Here is a 15,148-nt window from a genome sequence, read left to right on the forward strand (position 1 = left end):
GTGGCGTCGCTGTCGGACCGGCTGACCTTCGTCGTGGGCGGCAAGGCCCCGGAACTGCTGGATCAGGAATTCGGCATCAGGACCGTCGACGACCTGCTGCGCCACTACCCGCGCAGCTATACCGAGGGCGCGGCCCGGTGGGGTGCCGGCGACGAGCGGCCGGAAGAGGGTCAGCACATCACCATCGTGGATACGATCACCGCTACTGAGACGTTTCCGATGAGAAAGACACCCAGCCGGCTGTGTCACCGCATCACCGTCGGAACCGGCCGCGGCAAAGTGACCGCCACGTTCTTCAACGCGAACTATCTCAAGAAGGACCTCGTCAAAGACGCGAAAGTGATGCTGTCGGGGGAGATCGGCTATTTCAGGGGCGCGATGCAGCTGACCCATCCGGCGTTTCTCATCATCGAGTCGCCGGGGGGAGGCAGTTACGGCACCCGCTCGCTGAAGAAGATCGCGGTCGCCTCGCAGGCCGTCAGCAGCGAAGAGGTGACGTCGGCGTACGAGGGCCGGTTCTTCCCGATCTATCCGGCCAGCACGAAAATGCAGAGCTGGGACATCTTCGGCTGCGTGCGGCAGGTGCTCGACGTCCTCGACCCGGTGCCCGATCCGCTACCCGACGACCTGCGTAGCCAGCTGGACCTCATCTCCGAGGACGAGGCACTGCGCGCGATTCATCTCTCCGAGGACGAGCGCGAACGACAAAGGGCGCGTGAGCGATTGACCTTCGACGAGGCCGTCGGCCTGCAGTGGGCGCTGGTCGGCCGCCGGCACGGCGAGCTGTCGCAATCCGGCCCCCCGGCACCGCGACGCGACGACGGCCTGGCCGCGGAGTTGTTGCGGCGGTTGCCCTTCGAACTGACGGCGGGGCAGCGCGAGGTGCTCGCCGTGCTGTCCGACGGGCTAGCCGCGACCCGCCCGATGAACCGCCTGCTGCAGGGCGAGGTCGGCTCGGGCAAGACGATCGTGTCGGTGCTGGCGATGCTGCAGATGGTGGACGCGGGCTACCAGTGTGCGCTGCTGGCGCCCACGGAAGTCCTTGCCGCGCAACATCTCCGGTCGATCCGCGATGTCCTCGGCGAGTTGGCGATGGCGGGCCAGCTGGGCGGGGCGGACAACGCGACGCGGGTGGCGCTGCTGACCGGTTCGATGACCGCGGCGCAGAAGAAGCAGGTCCGCGATGAGGTCGCGAGCGGTCAGGTCGGCATCGTCATCGGCACCCACGCGCTGCTGCAGGACGCGGTGAACTTTCACAACCTGGGCATGGTGGTGGTCGACGAGCAGCACCGGTTCGGTGTCGAGCAGCGGGATCAGTTGCGCGCTAAGGCTCCCGCGGGGATCACGCCGCACCTGCTGGTGATGACCGCGACGCCGATACCGCGGACCGTCGCGCTCACCGTGTACGGCGATCTGGAGACCTCGACGCTGCGCGAGCTCCCGCGCGGGCGCCGGCCGACCGCCACCAACGTCATCTTCATCGGCGACAAGCCCACCTGGCTCGAGCGTGCCTGGCATCGCATCATCGAGGAGGTCTCCGCGGGCCGCCAGGTCTATGTGGTGGCGCCCCGAATCGACGAGACCGACGACAGCGGAAAGGAGAACGAAAAGGAAAAGGAAAACGAGGAGGGCCGGCGTCCGTCAGCGACCGCGGTGGGACTGTTCGACCGATTGCGCTCAGGGGAGCTGGCGGACCTGCGGCTGGCCCTGATGCACGGGCGGTTGTCGGCCGACGAGAAGGACGCCGCGATGGCCGCCTTCCGGGCGGGTGACGTCGATGTCCTGGTGTGCACCACCGTCATTGAGGTCGGTGTCGACGTCCCCAACGCCACGATCATGCTGGTGATGGACGCCGACCGGTTCGGCATCAGCCAGTTGCATCAGCTGCGCGGCCGCATCGGGCGGGGCGAGCATCCGAGCCTGTGCCTGCTGGCCAGCTGGGTCCCGCCGGATTCGCAGGCCGGTCGACGGCTGCGTGCCGTGGCCGAGACCATGGACGGCTTCGCCCTCGCCGACCTGGACCTCAAGGAACGCCGCGAGGGAGATGTGCTGGGCCGCAACCAATCCGGCAGGGCCGTGACGTTGCGGCTGCTGTCGCTGGCCGATCACGGAACGTACATCGAGGCCGCCCGCGACTACTGCGTGCGGACCTACGAGCGGGATCCCACCAACCCCGAATTGGGCTTGCTGGCGGCGCGTTTCACCGACACCGACCGGATCGAATACTTGGACAAGGCGTGAACCGGAAGCTGCTGCTGTGGTTGTCGGCGGCCGCGGTGCTCGCCGTGCTGGTCGCCTACCAGACGCTGGGATCGCTCTCGGCCGAGCACGCGGAGGTCGCCGCCCGCGCCGACGTCCCCACGGTGCAACCCGGCACCGATGTGCTCGCAGGCGTCGCGGTGCTGCCGGAGCGGGCCCACCGCTATGACTACCGCCGCGCGGCGTTCGGCGACGCCTGGGACGACAACAACGACGCCCCGCTCGGACACAACGGGTGTGACACCCGCGACGACATCCTGGACCGCGACCTCGTCGACAAGACCTACGTCTCGATCAAGCGGTGCCCGAACGCGGTGGCGACCGGAACCCTGCACGACCCGTACACCAACACCACCGTGATGTTTCAGCGCGGCGCCAAGGTCGGCGAGGCGGTGCAGATCGACCACATCGTCCCGCTGGCCTACGCCTGGGACATGGGCGCGTATGACTGGCCGCTCCCCGAGCGGCTGCGCTTCGCGAACGATCCGGCCAACCTGCTGGCCGTCGAGGGGCAGGCCAACCAAGACAAGGGCGATTCGCCGCCGGCCCAGTGGATGCCGCCGAGCGCCGCGTTCGCGTGTCAGTACGCGATGCAGTTCATCGCGGTGCTGCGCGGTTACCAGTTGCCGGTCGACCAGCCGTCGGCGGGGGTGCTTCGGCAGGCCGCGGGCACCTGCCCGGCGGGTTAGCCCGGCCGTTTACGAGCCGTCGTAGGTGTCCGGGTCCGGGCGCAACCGAGTGCCGTCGTTGAGGCCGTTGATCGTATCCATGTGTTCGGCGGCCAACTCGAAATCGAAGATGTCCAAATTGCTGGCGATGCGCTCGGGGTTGCTCGAGCGGAAAATCACCGAATTGCCGAGTTGCACGTTCCACCGGAGCAGCACCTGGGCCGGCGTCTTGCCGTACTCGGCGGCCACCGAGGTCACCGTCGGATTGTCGATCAGCTTGCCCAGCGCGAGCGGCGTATAGGACTGGGTGACGACGTTGTGCTGCGCGTTGGCCTTGCGCATCCCGTCCTGGTTGAGCAGCGGGTGCAACTCGATCTGGTTGACCGCCGGGGTGACGAAGGTCAGGTCGATCACCGTGGAGAGCTGGTCCTCGGTGAAGTTGGAGACCCCGATCGAACGGGCGTGGCCTTCCCCGCGGGACTGGATCATGCCGCCGAAGGCGTCGACGTACTGGCCCTGCGCCGGGGCCGGCCAGTGAATGAGGTAGAGGTCGACGTAGTCCAGGCCGAGACGCTCCAGGCTGGCGCTGCAGGCCACCGGGGCCTTGCTGAAACCGTGGTCCGGGGTAGCCAGCTTGGTGGTGACGAACAGCTCCGCGCGCGGAATCCCGGAGGCCGCGATCGCGCGGCCCACGGCGGCTTCGTTGCCGTAGGCGGCGGCCGTGTCGATGAGCCGGCAGCCGAATTCCAGCGCGGCCGACACCGCGCGCTCGGTCTCGTCCTCCGACAACTCGGCGACGCCGAGGCCGAGAACCGGGATGGTGTTTTCGTCATTGAGAGCTATCGACGGTATGGCGGCGCCCGACTCCCGAGTCAACGTCATTCACCTACCTGTGAAATTGATGGTCCGTGGATTCGGATCCGCCGCCGAAATCTCTCACAATCCGTTTGGGTTCACCGACTTGGGGATCACGATATTACCCAGCCGCAAAAGCGACGTGAGCGACGCCCGCGCGGGCACGCCCTGTTCCCCGCGCGTCTCGCCGACGCCCGTAGAGTTGGTCGCACGGCGCGCCGGGTATAGACGGGTATCGGACAACCGTCGTCCGGTGTGACGAGGGGAGCAGGAGAAAGTCATGGCCAAGAGTCTCGCGGTGGACCTCGACCTCGGAGCCAAACGCGCATCGATGCGGTGGACGAGCCGGGTGCAGGGTGCCGTCTCCACGATCGGCGTCAAGGTCATTCCCTGGATCCCTACCCCGGCCAAGCGGGCGCTGTTCGGCGGCCGCTCGGTGATCATCGACGGCAACACGCTGGACCCGACGCTGCAGCTGATGCTGTCCGGGTTGCACGCCGTCGGCATCGACGGCCTGGTGGTCGACGACGACGCGGCCGCATCCCGGGCCCAGCTGCGCGAGACGACGGCGGCCCTGCCCGGGCCCCAGGTTCACGTCGAGGTGGACGAGATTTCGCTGCCCGGACCGGCGGGCGAGATCCGCGCGCGGCACTACCGCTCGGCCGACGGGACGGACGCACCCCTGCTCGTCTTCTACCACGGCGGGGGATGGGTGATCGGCGACCTGGACACCTACGACCCGTTGTGCCGGCTGACGTGCCGGGACGCCGGCATCCACGTGTTGTCGGTCGACTACCGGCTGGCTCCCGAGCACCCCGCGCCGGCCGCGGTCGAGGACGCGTATGCGGCCTTCAAATGGGCGCACGAGCACGCCGCCGAACTCGGCGCGGCCCCCGGGCGCGTCGCGGTCGGCGGCGACAGCGCCGGCGGCAACCTGGCCGCCGTCGTCGCCCAGCTGGCGCGAAACGAGGGCGGCCCCGCGCCCGTGCTGCAGTGGCTGATCTACCCGCGGACCGACTTCACGGCGCAAACCCGGTCCATGGGCTTGTTCGCCCGCGGCTTCCTGCTGACCCGCCGCGACATGGACTGGTTCCAGGCGCAGTACCTGCGGGGTTCGGGGATCGATCCGGCGGATCCGCGGCTGTCGCCCTTGCTGGCGGAGTCGCTGTCGGGCCTGGCGCCCGCGCTGATCGCCGTCGGCGGCTTCGACCCGCTGCGCGACGAGGGCGAGGCCTACGCCGCGGCCCTGCGCGCCGCCGGGACCGCCGTGGACCTGCGCTACATGGGCTCGCTGACCCACGGCTTCGTGAACCTGTTCCAGCTGGGCGGCGACAGCGCCGTCGGGACCAGCGAACTGATTTCGGCGTTGCGCGCCCACCTGAGCCGCGCCTGAGTCACCGGGCGTCACGCCGGTACGCTAGAGGCGCCTCTCAAGCGTGCATCACCGTGACAAAGGATCAGCGAACCCGTGGCCGACAAACCCAAACGCCCCCCGCGCTACGACCTGAAGTCCGGCACCGGGAAATCCGGGCGGCTCCTCCAGGTCGCGGGCACCGCGATCGTCGTACTCCTGCTGGTCGGCGTCGTCTACTGGGCCGTCAGCCACAAGAAGAAGCCCGGCGCCACCGGCGAGGGCGACACGGTGCGGGTGACGTCGAGCAAGCTGGTCACTCAGCCGGGGACCAGCAAGCCGAAGGCCGTGGTCACGTTCTACGAGGACTTCCTGTGTCCGGCGTGCGGTAATTTCGAGCGCACATTCGGGCCGACCGTTTCCCGGCTGATCGACGTCGGCGCCATCGCCGCCGATTACTCCATGGTGGCGATCCTCGACAGCCAGCGGAACCAGAATTACTCGTCGCGGGCGGGCGCGGCGGCTATGTGCGTCGCCGACGAATCCATCGACGCGTTCCGCCGTTTCCACAGCGCGCTGTACAGCGCCGACATCCAGCCCAACGAACGCGGCACCAGCTTCCCCGACAACGCGCGGCTCATCGAACTCGCCCGCGAAGCTGGTGCCGCCGGCAAGGTCCCGGACTGCATCAACAGCGGCAAGTACCTTTCCAAGGTCACGGGCGAGGCGGCGGCCGCCAAGATCAACGCCACCCCGACCATCAAGATCAACGGCGACGATTACGAGCCGTCGACGCCCGACGCGCTGGTCGGCAAGATCAAGTCGATAGTCGGCGACGTGCCGGGCCTGGACACCGCCGTCGCTCCCGCGGCGTGACGACCGCCGCGGTGTCCGCGCAACCCGCCGAGGACGGCGGCGAGGCGACGCCGGATTCGCCGAGCCGGGTGCCCGCGCCCAGCGCGTGGTGGGTGCTCATCGCCGGGGTGGTCGGCCTGGCCGCGTCGATGACCCTGACGGTCGAGAAGATCCAGCTACTGCTCAACCCGTCGTACGTGCCGACGTGCAACATCAACCCGATCGTGTCGTGCGGGTCGGTGATGGTGACGCCGCAGGCGTCGGTGCTGGGATTCCCCAACCCGCTGCTGGGGCTGGTGGGTTTCACGGTGGTGATCGTCACCGGTGTCCTGGCTGTCGCGAAAGTTCCTCTGCCGCAATGGTATTGGGTCGGGCTGACGGTCGGGGTGCTGGTCGGTTCGGTGTTCGTGCACTGGCTGATCTTCCAGAGCCTGTATCGCATCGGGGCGTTGTGCCCGTACTGCATGGTGGTCTGGGTGGTCACCATCGCGCTGCTGGTGGTGAGCGCGTCGATCGCGTTTCGTCCGGCGCTGCAGACCGGTGTCCTGCGGGTGCTCTACCAGTGGCGGTGGTCGATCGCCGCGCTGTGGTACACGGCGGTGTTTCTGCTGATCATGGTGCGGTTCTGGGACTACTGGTCGACGCTGTTGTGAACGCGTGACCCGGATCATCGGCGGCGTCGCCGGGGGCCGGCGCATCGCCGTCCCGCCGCGGGGAACCCGGCCGACCACCGACCGGGTGCGCGAATCACTCTTCAACATCGTCACCGCGCGCCGCGACCTGACCGGGCTTGCGGTGCTCGACCTGTATGCCGGGTCGGGCGCGCTGGGTCTGGAGGCCCTGTCGCGAGGGGCCGCCTCCGCGCTCTTCGTGGAATCCGACCAGCGCACCGCGGCGGTGATCGCGCGCAACATCGAGGCGCTGGGGCTGCCCGGTGCGACCCTGCGCCGGGGCGCGGTAGCGGCCGTCGTGGCAGCCGGGGCCGCGTCCCCGGTGGACCTGGTCCTGGCCGACCCGCCCTACGACGTCGACGCCCCGGAGGTGAACGCCGTGCTGGCCGCGCTCACCGCGCATGGCTGGGTGCGCGACGGAACCGTCGCCGCGGTCGAGCGTGCGGCCGGCGGCGCGGCGCTGACGTGGCCCGCGGGCTGGTCGGCGTGGCCCGAGCGCGTCTACGGCGACACCCGCCTGGAGCTGGCCGAATTTGGGTGAGCCCGGCGTGTACCGTCGTTCGACATGAGCGCCGCTTCTCCTCATCGCTCCGCTCTGCATCGTCGCCGGCGCGCGACATGAGCGGCGCGGTATGCCCCGGTTCTTTTGACCCGGTGACATTGGGCCACATCGATGTCTTCGAACGCGCGTCGGCCCAATTCGACGAAGTGGTCGTCGCGATCCTGGTCAACCCCGCCAAGAAGGGCATGTTCGATCTCGACGAGCGAATCGCGATGATCGAGGAGTCGACGACGCACCTGCCCAACCTGCGGGTGGAGGCCGGGCAGGGTCTGGTGGTCGACTTCGTCCGGGCCCGCGGCATGACCGCGATCGTCAAAGGCCTGCGCACCGGCACCGACTTCGAATACGAACTGCAGATGGCACAGATGAACAAGCACATCGCCGGTGTGGACACGTTTTTCGTGGCCACCACGCCGCGCTATTCGTTCGTGTCCTCGTCGTTGGCGAAAGAGGTCGCGATGTTGGGCGGAAACGTGTCGGAGCTGCTGCCCGAACCGGTGAATCGCCGCCTGCGCGAAAAGCTTTCCGCCCGGCCGTGACCCGGGCAACCCGGCGCCCTCAGTCGCAATGACGGCTGTGATCGTGGTGGCCCTCCGCCGCCGCGGGGGAGCCGCCCATCATCCGTAGCATCGGGAGCCCGCCCGAGGTGACGAACCGCACGATCAGGACGGCCGCGATGACGAGGAAGGCGATATTGAGCCAGGTGGTGTAGTTCCACGAGATCGATGCCTCCATCACCGTGGCGTTGCGTTGCCTGGGGATGAGACCCGTTGTGCCGAACAGCAATTCGACCAGGTAGCCGGCGGCGACCATCGCGGCGTAGAAGGTGCCGAGCAGCGTGAGCATCATCCTGGTGCCGTAGTACTTGCGGTAGATGTTCAGGATCGGCAGGATCAGCAGGTCGGCGTAGATGAACGCGATGACGCCGCCGAAGCTGATGCCGCCGTTCCACAGCACCGCCGCCAGCGGCACGTTACCGATCGAGCAGACGAACGACACGATCGCGACGATCGGCCCGACGATCGGCCCCCACACCGCCGACCAGCCCGGGTGGTCGGTCAAAAAGAAGATGCGCCAAAAGCTTTCGGGCACCCATGCCGCGATGGCACCCGCGATCAGCAGGCCCAGCACGAGGTCGCGCAGGATCGCCAACCACTCCATCACGAACACATGCGAGACCGAGGTGAAGCCCTCGGGGGAGAAGAGCCGTTGGGCGAACGAGCCCTGCTTCTGGATGGACATGTCCATGGCGGCATGGCCCTCCATCGAGCCGGCGATTCCGCGCTCGGCCTGCTGCCGAGCGGCATCGACGAGCCTGGACCGCACGAACAGCCGGAACAGCACGGCGAGCGCCACGATCATCAGTGGACCGCCGACGAATTCTGCGGCGGTGAACTGCCAGCCCATCAGCAGCGCCAGGATGATGCCCAGCTCGACCACGAGGTTCGTCGAACCGATCTCGAACGCCATCGCGGCGGTGAAGTTGGCACCCTTGCGGAACAACGAGCGGGCCAGGGCCACCGCGGCGTAGGAGCACGACGACGACGCGGCCCCCAGCCCGGCCGCCACCGCCAGCGTGCGGGGTCGGTCGTCGCCCATCAGGCTCACGATCGTCGAACGGCGCACCACGGCCTGCACCACCGCCGACAGGGCGAAACCCAGGATCAGTGCCCAGAGGATTTCCCATGTCATCGACCCCGCCAAGCCCAGGGCGTGACCGATCGCTGCGAGCGCTCTCATCGAGGCCTCCGCTTCGGTTGCGTGAATCGGGGACTTCCCCGGCGTAGCCTATACCCCTAGGGGGTATGCGTCAAGCTGGGAAAAGGCCGTTTGCGCGCGGGGAGGGCCATGAACCCTAGAATGGCTGCAATCGGTGCGGGGGCCGGCAAAGAATATGGACGGAACAACCCCGCGCGGCTGTCGGGCCCGCGGAAACGGCGTGAACGGGCATTTTCTATGGAATTCACTGGTGGCGAACGGGTGCGGAGGGCAAATGCCCGACACACCGGCCGCGCCACCGCTGTCACAGACGTAACAACAGGCACACTGGTAACAACGAGTTTTTTGGGCAAGCCGCCAGGAGGGTATGGCCGTGTACCGAGTTTTTGAAGCGCTGGACGAATTGGGCGCCATCGTCGAAGAGGCGCGTGGCGTGCCCATGACGTCCGGCTGCGTCGTGCCCCGCGGTGACGTGCTGGAACTGATCGACGACATCAAGGACGCGATCCCGGGCGAGCTGGACGACGCCCAGGACGTGCTCGACGCGCGCGACTCGATGCTGCAGGACGCCAAGTCGCACGCGGAATCCATGGTTTCCTCGGCGACCACCGAATCGGAGTCGATGCTCAACCACGCCCGCGCCGAGGCGGACCGGCTCCTGTCCGACGCGAAGGCGCAGGCCGACCGGATGGTCAGCGAGGCGCGCCAGCACAGCGAGCGGATGGTTGGGGAGGCTCGCGAGGAGGCGGTGCGCATCGCCACGGCGGCCAAACGCGAGTACGAGGCCAGCGTCAGCCGCGCCCAGGCCGAGGCCGACCGGCTGATCGAGAACGGCAACATCTCTTACGAGAAGGCCGTGCAAGAGGGCATCAAGGAGCAGCAGCGCCTGGTCTCGCAGAACAGCGTGGTGGAAGCGGCGAACGCCGAGGCCACCCGCCTCATCGACACCGCGCACGCCGAGGCAGACCGGCTGCGGGGTGAGTGCGACATCTACGTCGACAACAAGCTCGCCGAGTTCGAGGAGTTCCTCAACGGCACGCTGCGGTCGGTGGGGCGCGGTCGCCACCAGCTGCGCACGGCCGCCGGCACGCACGACTACGCGACCCGCTAGCGGCGATCGCGAGCCCGGCGGACCCGGGCGAAGCGGGTCGCCGCCATCAGCACTGCGGCGATCGCGAGCCCGGCGGACCCGGGCGAAGCGGGTCGCCGCCATCAGCACCGCGGCTCATCGCGCACTTTCTTTACGCGCGCGGCGCCGTAGGATTTCCTCTATGACGCGGCAGCACAGCATCACCACGCAGCGCCGTTCGACGTCGCCGATGACCATCGACATCACCCGGCTGGGGCGGCGTCCGGGCGCGATGGTCACCCTGCGCGAGACCCTGCCCAGCCCGTCGCGCATCGGGCTGGACATGATCGCGATCGATCGGGCCGCCCCGTTGGAACTGGACCTGCAGGTGCAGTCGGTGTCGGAAGGCGTGCTGGTCACCGGGACGGTGGCGGCGCCCACCGTCGGCGAATGCTCCCGCTGCCTGACGCCGGTCACCGGTCGGGTGCAGGTCCGGTTGACCGAACTGTTCGCCTACCCGGACAGCACGACCGAGGCGACCACCGAGGAAGACGAGGTCGGCCACATCATCGACGACACCATCGACCTCCAACAGCCCATCATCGACGCCGTCGGGCTGGAGCTGCCGTTCGCGCCGGTGTGCGAGCCGGATTGCCCGGGGCTGTGCCCCGAATGCGGTGTCGCGCTCGCGGCCGAGCCCGGCCATCATCACGATCGCATCGACCCGCGATGGTCCAAGCTGGCCGACATGTTGCGGGAGCCGCCCGAACCGGACGACACGCACGGGGATCAGCGGTGACGTCGCGGGAAGCCCTGCTCGAGGCGCTCGGTGTCGAGCTGCCCGACGAGCTGCTGTCGCTGGCCCTGACGCATCGCAGCTATGCCTACGAGCACGGCGGGCTGCCCACCAACGAGCGCCTGGAATTCCTGGGCGACGCCGTGCTGGGCCTGACCATCACCGACGAGCTCTACCACCGCCATCCCGACCGGTCCGAGGGTGACCTGGCCAAGCTGCGGGCCAGCGTGGTGAACACCCAGGCGCTGGCCGACGTCGCGCGGAACCTGTCCGAGGAGGGCCTCGGCGTCCACTTGTATCTCGGCCGGGGCGAGGCGAACACCGGCGGGGCCGACAAGTCGAGCATCCTGGCCGACGGCATGGAGTCACTGCTGGGCGCGATCTACCTACAGCACGGCATCGAGACGGCGCGCGAGGTCATCCTGCGGCTGTTCGGCGCGCTGCTGGACGCCGCGCCGACGTTGGGGGCCGGGCTGGACTGGAAGACCAGCCTGCAGGAGCTGACCGCGGCGCGGGGCATGGGGGCGCCGTCGTACGTGGTCACGTCCACCGGGCCGGACCACGACAAGGAGTTCACCGCCGTCGTCGTCGTGATGGAGACCGAATACGGGTCGGGTGTGGGCCGATCCAAGAAGGAAGCCGAGCAAAAGGCCGCCGCCGCGACCTGGAAAGCGCTCGAAGCGCTGGACACCGCGGGAAAAACCTCTGCCTAACTCGATGGCCCGCTGAATGCCCGAACTACCCGAGGTCGAGGTGGTGCGCCGCGGCTTGGCGGCCCACGTCGTGGGCAAGACGATCACCGCGGTCCGGGTGCATCATCCCCGCGCGGTGCGCCGCCACGAGGCCGGCCCCGCCGACCTCACCGCCCGGCTGCTCGACGCGAAGATCACCGGGACCGACCGGCGCGGCAAGTACCTGTGGCTGCTGCTCGACGACCCGGACGCGGCGCTCGTCGTCCACCTCGGCATGAGCGGGCAGATGCTGCTGGGGAAGGTGCCGCGCGCCGACCACGTGCGCATCTCCGCGCTGCTCGACGACGGGACCGTGCTGAGCTTCGCCGACCAGCGGACGTTCGGCGGGTGGATGCTCGCCGACCTGGTCAGCGTCGACGGCAGCGTGGTTCCCCAGCCCGTCGCCCACCTGGCGCGCGACCCGCTGGATCCCCGCTTCGATGCCGCCGCGGTGGTAAAGGTGTTGCGGGGCAAGCATTCCGAGATCAAGCGGCAGCTTCTCGATCAGCAGGTGGTGTCGGGCATCGGCAACATCTACGCCGACGAGGCGTTGTGGCGGGCCAAGGTGAACGGCGCGCGGATCGCCGACACGCTGAGTCGCCGGCAGCTGACCGCCGTGCTGGACGCCGCCGGCGCCGTGATGCGCGATGCGCTGGCGAAGGGCGGGACCTCGTTCGACTCGCTCTACGTCAACGTCAACGGTGAGTCGGGGTACTTCGACCGATCCCTCGATGCCTACGGCCGCGAGGGTGAACCCTGCCGGCGCTGCGGCGCGCTCATACGCCGGGAGAAGTTCATGAACCGTTCCTCGTTCTACTGCCCGAGTTGCCAACCGCGGCCACGGATTTCGAGTAGGCGTTCGGGGCTTTGATTGTGCGCCCAGGAATCACACGCAACGGCGAGTCAGTCGAAGATGTCGTGGCGCGTCGACCCCGCGGGTAGCGCGGGATCTATGAACCATTCGCGCGGGAATAACAGGCCAAAAGCCTGGGGCGGCAGCGCGAGAAGCACGTCGAATGCGCGCGCGGCCGCGGCCGAGTTGCCGATTTGGGAGCGGTGGGCTGCCATCGCGTCGCGCTTGCGCCGCGCGAAACCGAAGACGTTGATCCGGTGGGTAATCCGCGCCTTTGGCGCGTACGCAGTGCGAGCAATTTCCGGCTCGTAGGGCGCCGGTAGCCGCAGCAGGCGCGCGAGATTGCCGATTCGCACCAGTAATTCGCGCGGCATCGTCGCCTCCAGCACACGGGGAGTCGCTGCGAGCTCGGCGGCTCGCTTGCCCACGTGATGCACCTGGATATGGTCACGATGGCCGTAGCCGCCGTTGGCTTCGTAGCTGAGCAGGAGATCCGCGTCTTCCTCCCGAAGTATCGCGGCCAGCCGCCCTGCAGCCTGATCGACGTCGGCTCGTCCGAACCTGACGCGTCCGGGTGGATCGGGGTAGAACTCGGGGCCGTAACCGCTGTCGGCGTAGCCGAGGCACTCCACCCGGTGCAGCCCGAGAATGTCTGCGCTGCAACGCAACTCGTCCAATCGTAAATCGTCGTCCTCGTCGTGCACGCGGCCGTCGGTGGCGGTGACGAGAACGACGCGATGTCCGGCGTCCGCCGCCCGCGCGAGGGTGCCGCCGGTCAGGATCACCTCGTCGTCGGGGTGGGCGTGGAATGCGACGACGGTGGCCATGCAACGCAGTATGCCCGCCGGGGCGCAACGGCAGCCCGGTAGAAAAGAAGCCATGACGGAACTGTGGGTCGAACGGACCGGATCGCGCCGCTACACCGGCTACAGCTCGCGCGGCGCGCAGGTGCTGGTCGGTTCGGAGGACGTCGAGGGGGTGTTCACCCCGGGCGAGCTGCTCAAGATCGCGCTGGCCGCCTGCAGCGGCATGTCCACCGACGAGCCGCTGGCCCGGCGGCTCGGCGACGACTACAAGGCCGTGGTCAAGGTGTCCGGGCCCGCCGACCGCGAGCAGGAACGCTATCCGCTGCTCGAGGAGACGCTCGAGCTCGACCTGTCCGGGCTCTCCGACGAGGAAAAGCAACGCGTGCTCGTGGTCGCCAACCGGGCCGTCGACCTGGTCTGCACCGTCGGGCGCACGCTGAAGTCCGGCACGGAAGTCAACCTCGAGATCGCCGATGTCTCAGATGCCCCAGCCTGACGTCCGGCTCACCGCCTGGGTGCACGGCCGGGTCCAGGGGGTCGGCTTTCGCTGGTGGACCCGCTGCCGGGCGCTGGAGCTCGGCCTCACCGGCTACGCGGCCAACCAGGCCGACGGCCGGGTGCTGGTGGTGGCCCAGGGGCCGCGCGAGGCGGGCGAAAAATTGCTGCGGCTGCTGGAAGGCGGCGGCGGGTGGCCTTCCCGGCCGGGTCACGTCGACAAAGTGGTCGCCGACTGGTCGGAACCGGCGGAGCGGTTCACCGGATTCGTCGAGCGCTGACGTGACTGATGTGGCGCCTGTGACCGGTGTGCCCGTCTGTGAACGCGAGGTGAATTTCGGGCCCGCCGACACCCCGTCGGGAGGGCTGACCCGCGCGATTTGAGCGGTAGTCTGGCGCGCTGTGTACCTCAAGAGTCTGACGCTGAAGGGCTTCAAGTCCTTCGCTTCGCCGACGACTCTGCGCTTCGAGCCGGGCATCACCGCCGTCGTCGGGCCCAACGGCTCGGGCAAGTCCAACGTCGTCGACGCCCTGGCCTGGGTGATGGGGGAGCAGGGCGCCAAGACGCTGCGCGGCGGGAAGATGGAGGACGTCATCTTCGCCGGCACCTCGTCGCGGGCCCCGCTGGGCCGCGCCGAGGTCACCGTCACCATCGACAACTCCGACAACGCGCTGCCCATCGAGTACTCCGAGGTGTCGATCACGCGGCGGATGTTCCGCGACGGCGCCAGCGAATACGAAATCAACGGCAGCAGTTGCCGTTTGATGGACGTCCAGGAGCTGCTGAGTGACTCGGGCATCGGGCGTGAGATGCATGTCATCGTCGGGCAGGGCAAGCTCGACGAGATCCTGCAGTCGCGACCCGAGGATCGCCGCGCCTTCATCGAGGAGGCCGCGGGGGTGCTCAAGCACCGCAAGCGCAAGGAAAAAGCCCTCCGCAAGCTCGACGCGATGCAGGCCAACCTGGCCCGCCTGTCCGACCTGACCACCGAGCTGCGCCGCCAGCTCAAACCGCTGGGCCGCCAGGCCGAGGTGGCCCGTCGCGCCCAGACCATCCAGGCCGACCTGCGCGACGCCAAGCTGCGCCTGGCCGCCGACGACCTGGTCAGCCGCCAGGTGGAGCGCGACGCGATCTTCGAGGCCGAGGCCCTGATGCGCCGCGAGCACGACGAGGCCGTCGCCCGCCTGGAGGTGGCCTCCCAGGAGCTGGCCGCGCACGAGACGGCGCTGGCCGAGCTCTCGGGCCGGGCCGAATCCGTCCAGCACACCTGGTTCGGGCTGTCCGCGCTCGCCGAGCGCGTCGCCGCCACGGTGCGCATCGCCAGCGAGCGCGCGCAGCATCTGGACGTCGAGCCGGTGACGCCGAGCGACACCGACCCGGACGCGCTGGAAGCCGAGGCCCAGCAGGTGGAGCTGACCGAGCAGCGGCTGCTGGGCGAGCTGGCCGCCGCGCGCACC

Annotated in this window: 17 protein-coding genes; 14 read left to right on the forward strand and 3 right to left on the reverse strand. The window is 68.7% G+C overall.

The annotated features are described in order from the left end of the window. Nucleotides 1-2,241, forward strand: a complete 2,241-nt coding sequence (gene recG, locus N415_RS29685) for an ATP-dependent DNA helicase RecG (RefSeq protein WP_068189684.1) — start codon at nt 1-3, stop codon at nt 2,239-2,241. Beyond that, the gene (locus N415_RS29690; RefSeq protein ID WP_068189687.1) at nt 2,238-2,948 is read left to right on the forward strand and encodes an HNH endonuclease family protein; all 711 of its coding nucleotides are present in this window, start codon (nt 2,238-2,240) and stop codon (nt 2,946-2,948) included. The genes recG and N415_RS29690 overlap by 4 nt, the downstream gene beginning before the upstream one ends. 9 nt (nt 2,949-2,957) lie before the next feature. On the opposite strand, the gene N415_RS29695 is transcribed toward N415_RS29690, so the two are convergent. Continuing rightward, on the reverse strand, nt 2,958-3,803 hold the full coding sequence (locus N415_RS29695; RefSeq protein ID WP_152531646.1) for an aldo/keto reductase: 846 nt from the start codon (nt 3,801-3,803) through the stop codon (nt 2,958-2,960). 259 nt (nt 3,804-4,062) lie between these two features. Between N415_RS29695 and N415_RS29700 the strand changes: the two genes are divergently transcribed. The 5 genes from N415_RS29700 (at nt 4,063) to coaD (ending at nt 7,760) form a co-directional block, all read left to right on the forward strand. Continuing rightward, entirely contained in the window at nt 4,063-5,175 is a 1,113-nt protein-coding gene (locus N415_RS29700; protein WP_068189692.1) for an alpha/beta hydrolase, read from the forward strand. 75 nt (nt 5,176-5,250) lie between these two features. Then, nucleotides 5,251-6,009, forward strand: coding sequence for a DsbA family protein (locus N415_RS29705; protein ID WP_068189694.1), 759 nt, complete (start codon nt 5,251-5,253; stop codon nt 6,007-6,009). Nucleotides 6,010-6,020: 11 nt separating this feature from the next. Continuing rightward, complete coding sequence (locus N415_RS29710; RefSeq protein ID WP_068189722.1) at nt 6,021-6,641, forward strand: vitamin K epoxide reductase family protein; 621 nt, start codon at nt 6,021-6,023, stop codon at nt 6,639-6,641. Nucleotides 6,642-6,645: 4 nt separating this feature from the next. Next, nucleotides 6,646-7,200 (forward strand): 16S rRNA (guanine(966)-N(2))-methyltransferase RsmD, encoded by a 555-nt coding sequence (gene rsmD / locus N415_RS29715; RefSeq protein WP_068189697.1) that lies wholly within the window; start codon nt 6,646-6,648, stop codon nt 7,198-7,200. A gap of 77 nt (nt 7,201-7,277) precedes the next feature. After that, nucleotides 7,278-7,760: a pantetheine-phosphate adenylyltransferase gene (gene coaD, locus N415_RS29720; protein ID WP_068102018.1), complete on the forward strand. Its 483-nt coding sequence runs from the start codon at nt 7,278-7,280 to the stop codon at nt 7,758-7,760. 19 nt (nt 7,761-7,779) lie between these two features. Here the strand turns inward: coaD and N415_RS29725 are convergent, their stop codons facing one another. Further along, nucleotides 7,780-8,961, reverse strand: coding sequence for a permease (locus N415_RS29725; RefSeq protein WP_068189700.1), 1,182 nt, complete (start codon nt 8,959-8,961; stop codon nt 7,780-7,782). A gap of 352 nt (nt 8,962-9,313) precedes the next feature. On the opposite strand from N415_RS29725, the gene sepIVA reads away from it, so the two are divergent. The 4 genes from sepIVA to mutM all read left to right on the forward strand — a co-directional run bounded on the left by sepIVA (nt 9,314) and on the right by mutM (nt 12,407). Further along, nucleotides 9,314-10,051, forward strand: a complete 738-nt coding sequence (gene sepIVA / locus N415_RS29730; RefSeq protein WP_068189725.1) for a cell division protein SepIVA — start codon at nt 9,314-9,316, stop codon at nt 10,049-10,051. Between the two features lie 160 nt (nt 10,052-10,211). Beyond that, on the forward strand, nt 10,212-10,808 hold the full coding sequence (locus N415_RS29735) for a DUF177 domain-containing protein (protein ID WP_193376531.1): 597 nt from the start codon (nt 10,212-10,214) through the stop codon (nt 10,806-10,808). Next, on the forward strand, nt 10,805-11,518 hold the full coding sequence (gene rnc, locus N415_RS29740) for a ribonuclease III (protein ID WP_068189703.1): 714 nt from the start codon (nt 10,805-10,807) through the stop codon (nt 11,516-11,518). The genes N415_RS29735 and rnc overlap by 4 nt, the downstream gene beginning before the upstream one ends. Before the next feature lie 16 nt (nt 11,519-11,534). After that, nucleotides 11,535-12,407, forward strand: a complete 873-nt coding sequence (gene mutM, locus N415_RS29745) for a DNA-formamidopyrimidine glycosylase (RefSeq protein WP_068189706.1) — start codon at nt 11,535-11,537, stop codon at nt 12,405-12,407. 32 nt (nt 12,408-12,439) lie between these two features. Here the strand turns inward: mutM and N415_RS29750 are convergent, their stop codons facing one another. Next, on the reverse strand, nt 12,440-13,216 hold the full coding sequence (locus N415_RS29750) for a PIG-L family deacetylase (RefSeq protein WP_068189709.1): 777 nt from the start codon (nt 13,214-13,216) through the stop codon (nt 12,440-12,442). A 52-nt stretch (nt 13,217-13,268) separates the two neighbouring features. Between N415_RS29750 and N415_RS29755 the strand changes: the two genes are divergently transcribed. The 3 genes from N415_RS29755 to N415_RS29765 all read left to right on the forward strand — a co-directional run. Continuing rightward, nucleotides 13,269-13,691, forward strand: a complete 423-nt coding sequence (locus tag N415_RS29755; protein WP_068189711.1) for an OsmC family protein — start codon at nt 13,269-13,271, stop codon at nt 13,689-13,691. Further along, nucleotides 13,678-13,971 carry an acylphosphatase gene (locus N415_RS29760; RefSeq protein WP_068189715.1) on the forward strand — a complete coding sequence of 98 codons (294 nt, stop codon included), beginning with the start codon at nt 13,678-13,680 and terminating at the stop codon, nt 13,969-13,971. The genes N415_RS29755 and N415_RS29760 overlap by 14 nt, the downstream gene beginning before the upstream one ends. A 121-nt stretch (nt 13,972-14,092) precedes the next feature. Next, the coding region (locus tag N415_RS29765; protein ID WP_152531644.1) for an AAA family ATPase at nt 14,093-15,148 on the forward strand (1,056 nt) is incomplete at its 3' end.

It is taken from the genome of Mycobacterium sp. UM_CSW (assembly GCF_000455205.1).
In the GTDB taxonomy this organism is placed as follows: Bacteria; Actinomycetota; Actinomycetes; order Mycobacteriales; family Mycobacteriaceae; genus Mycobacterium.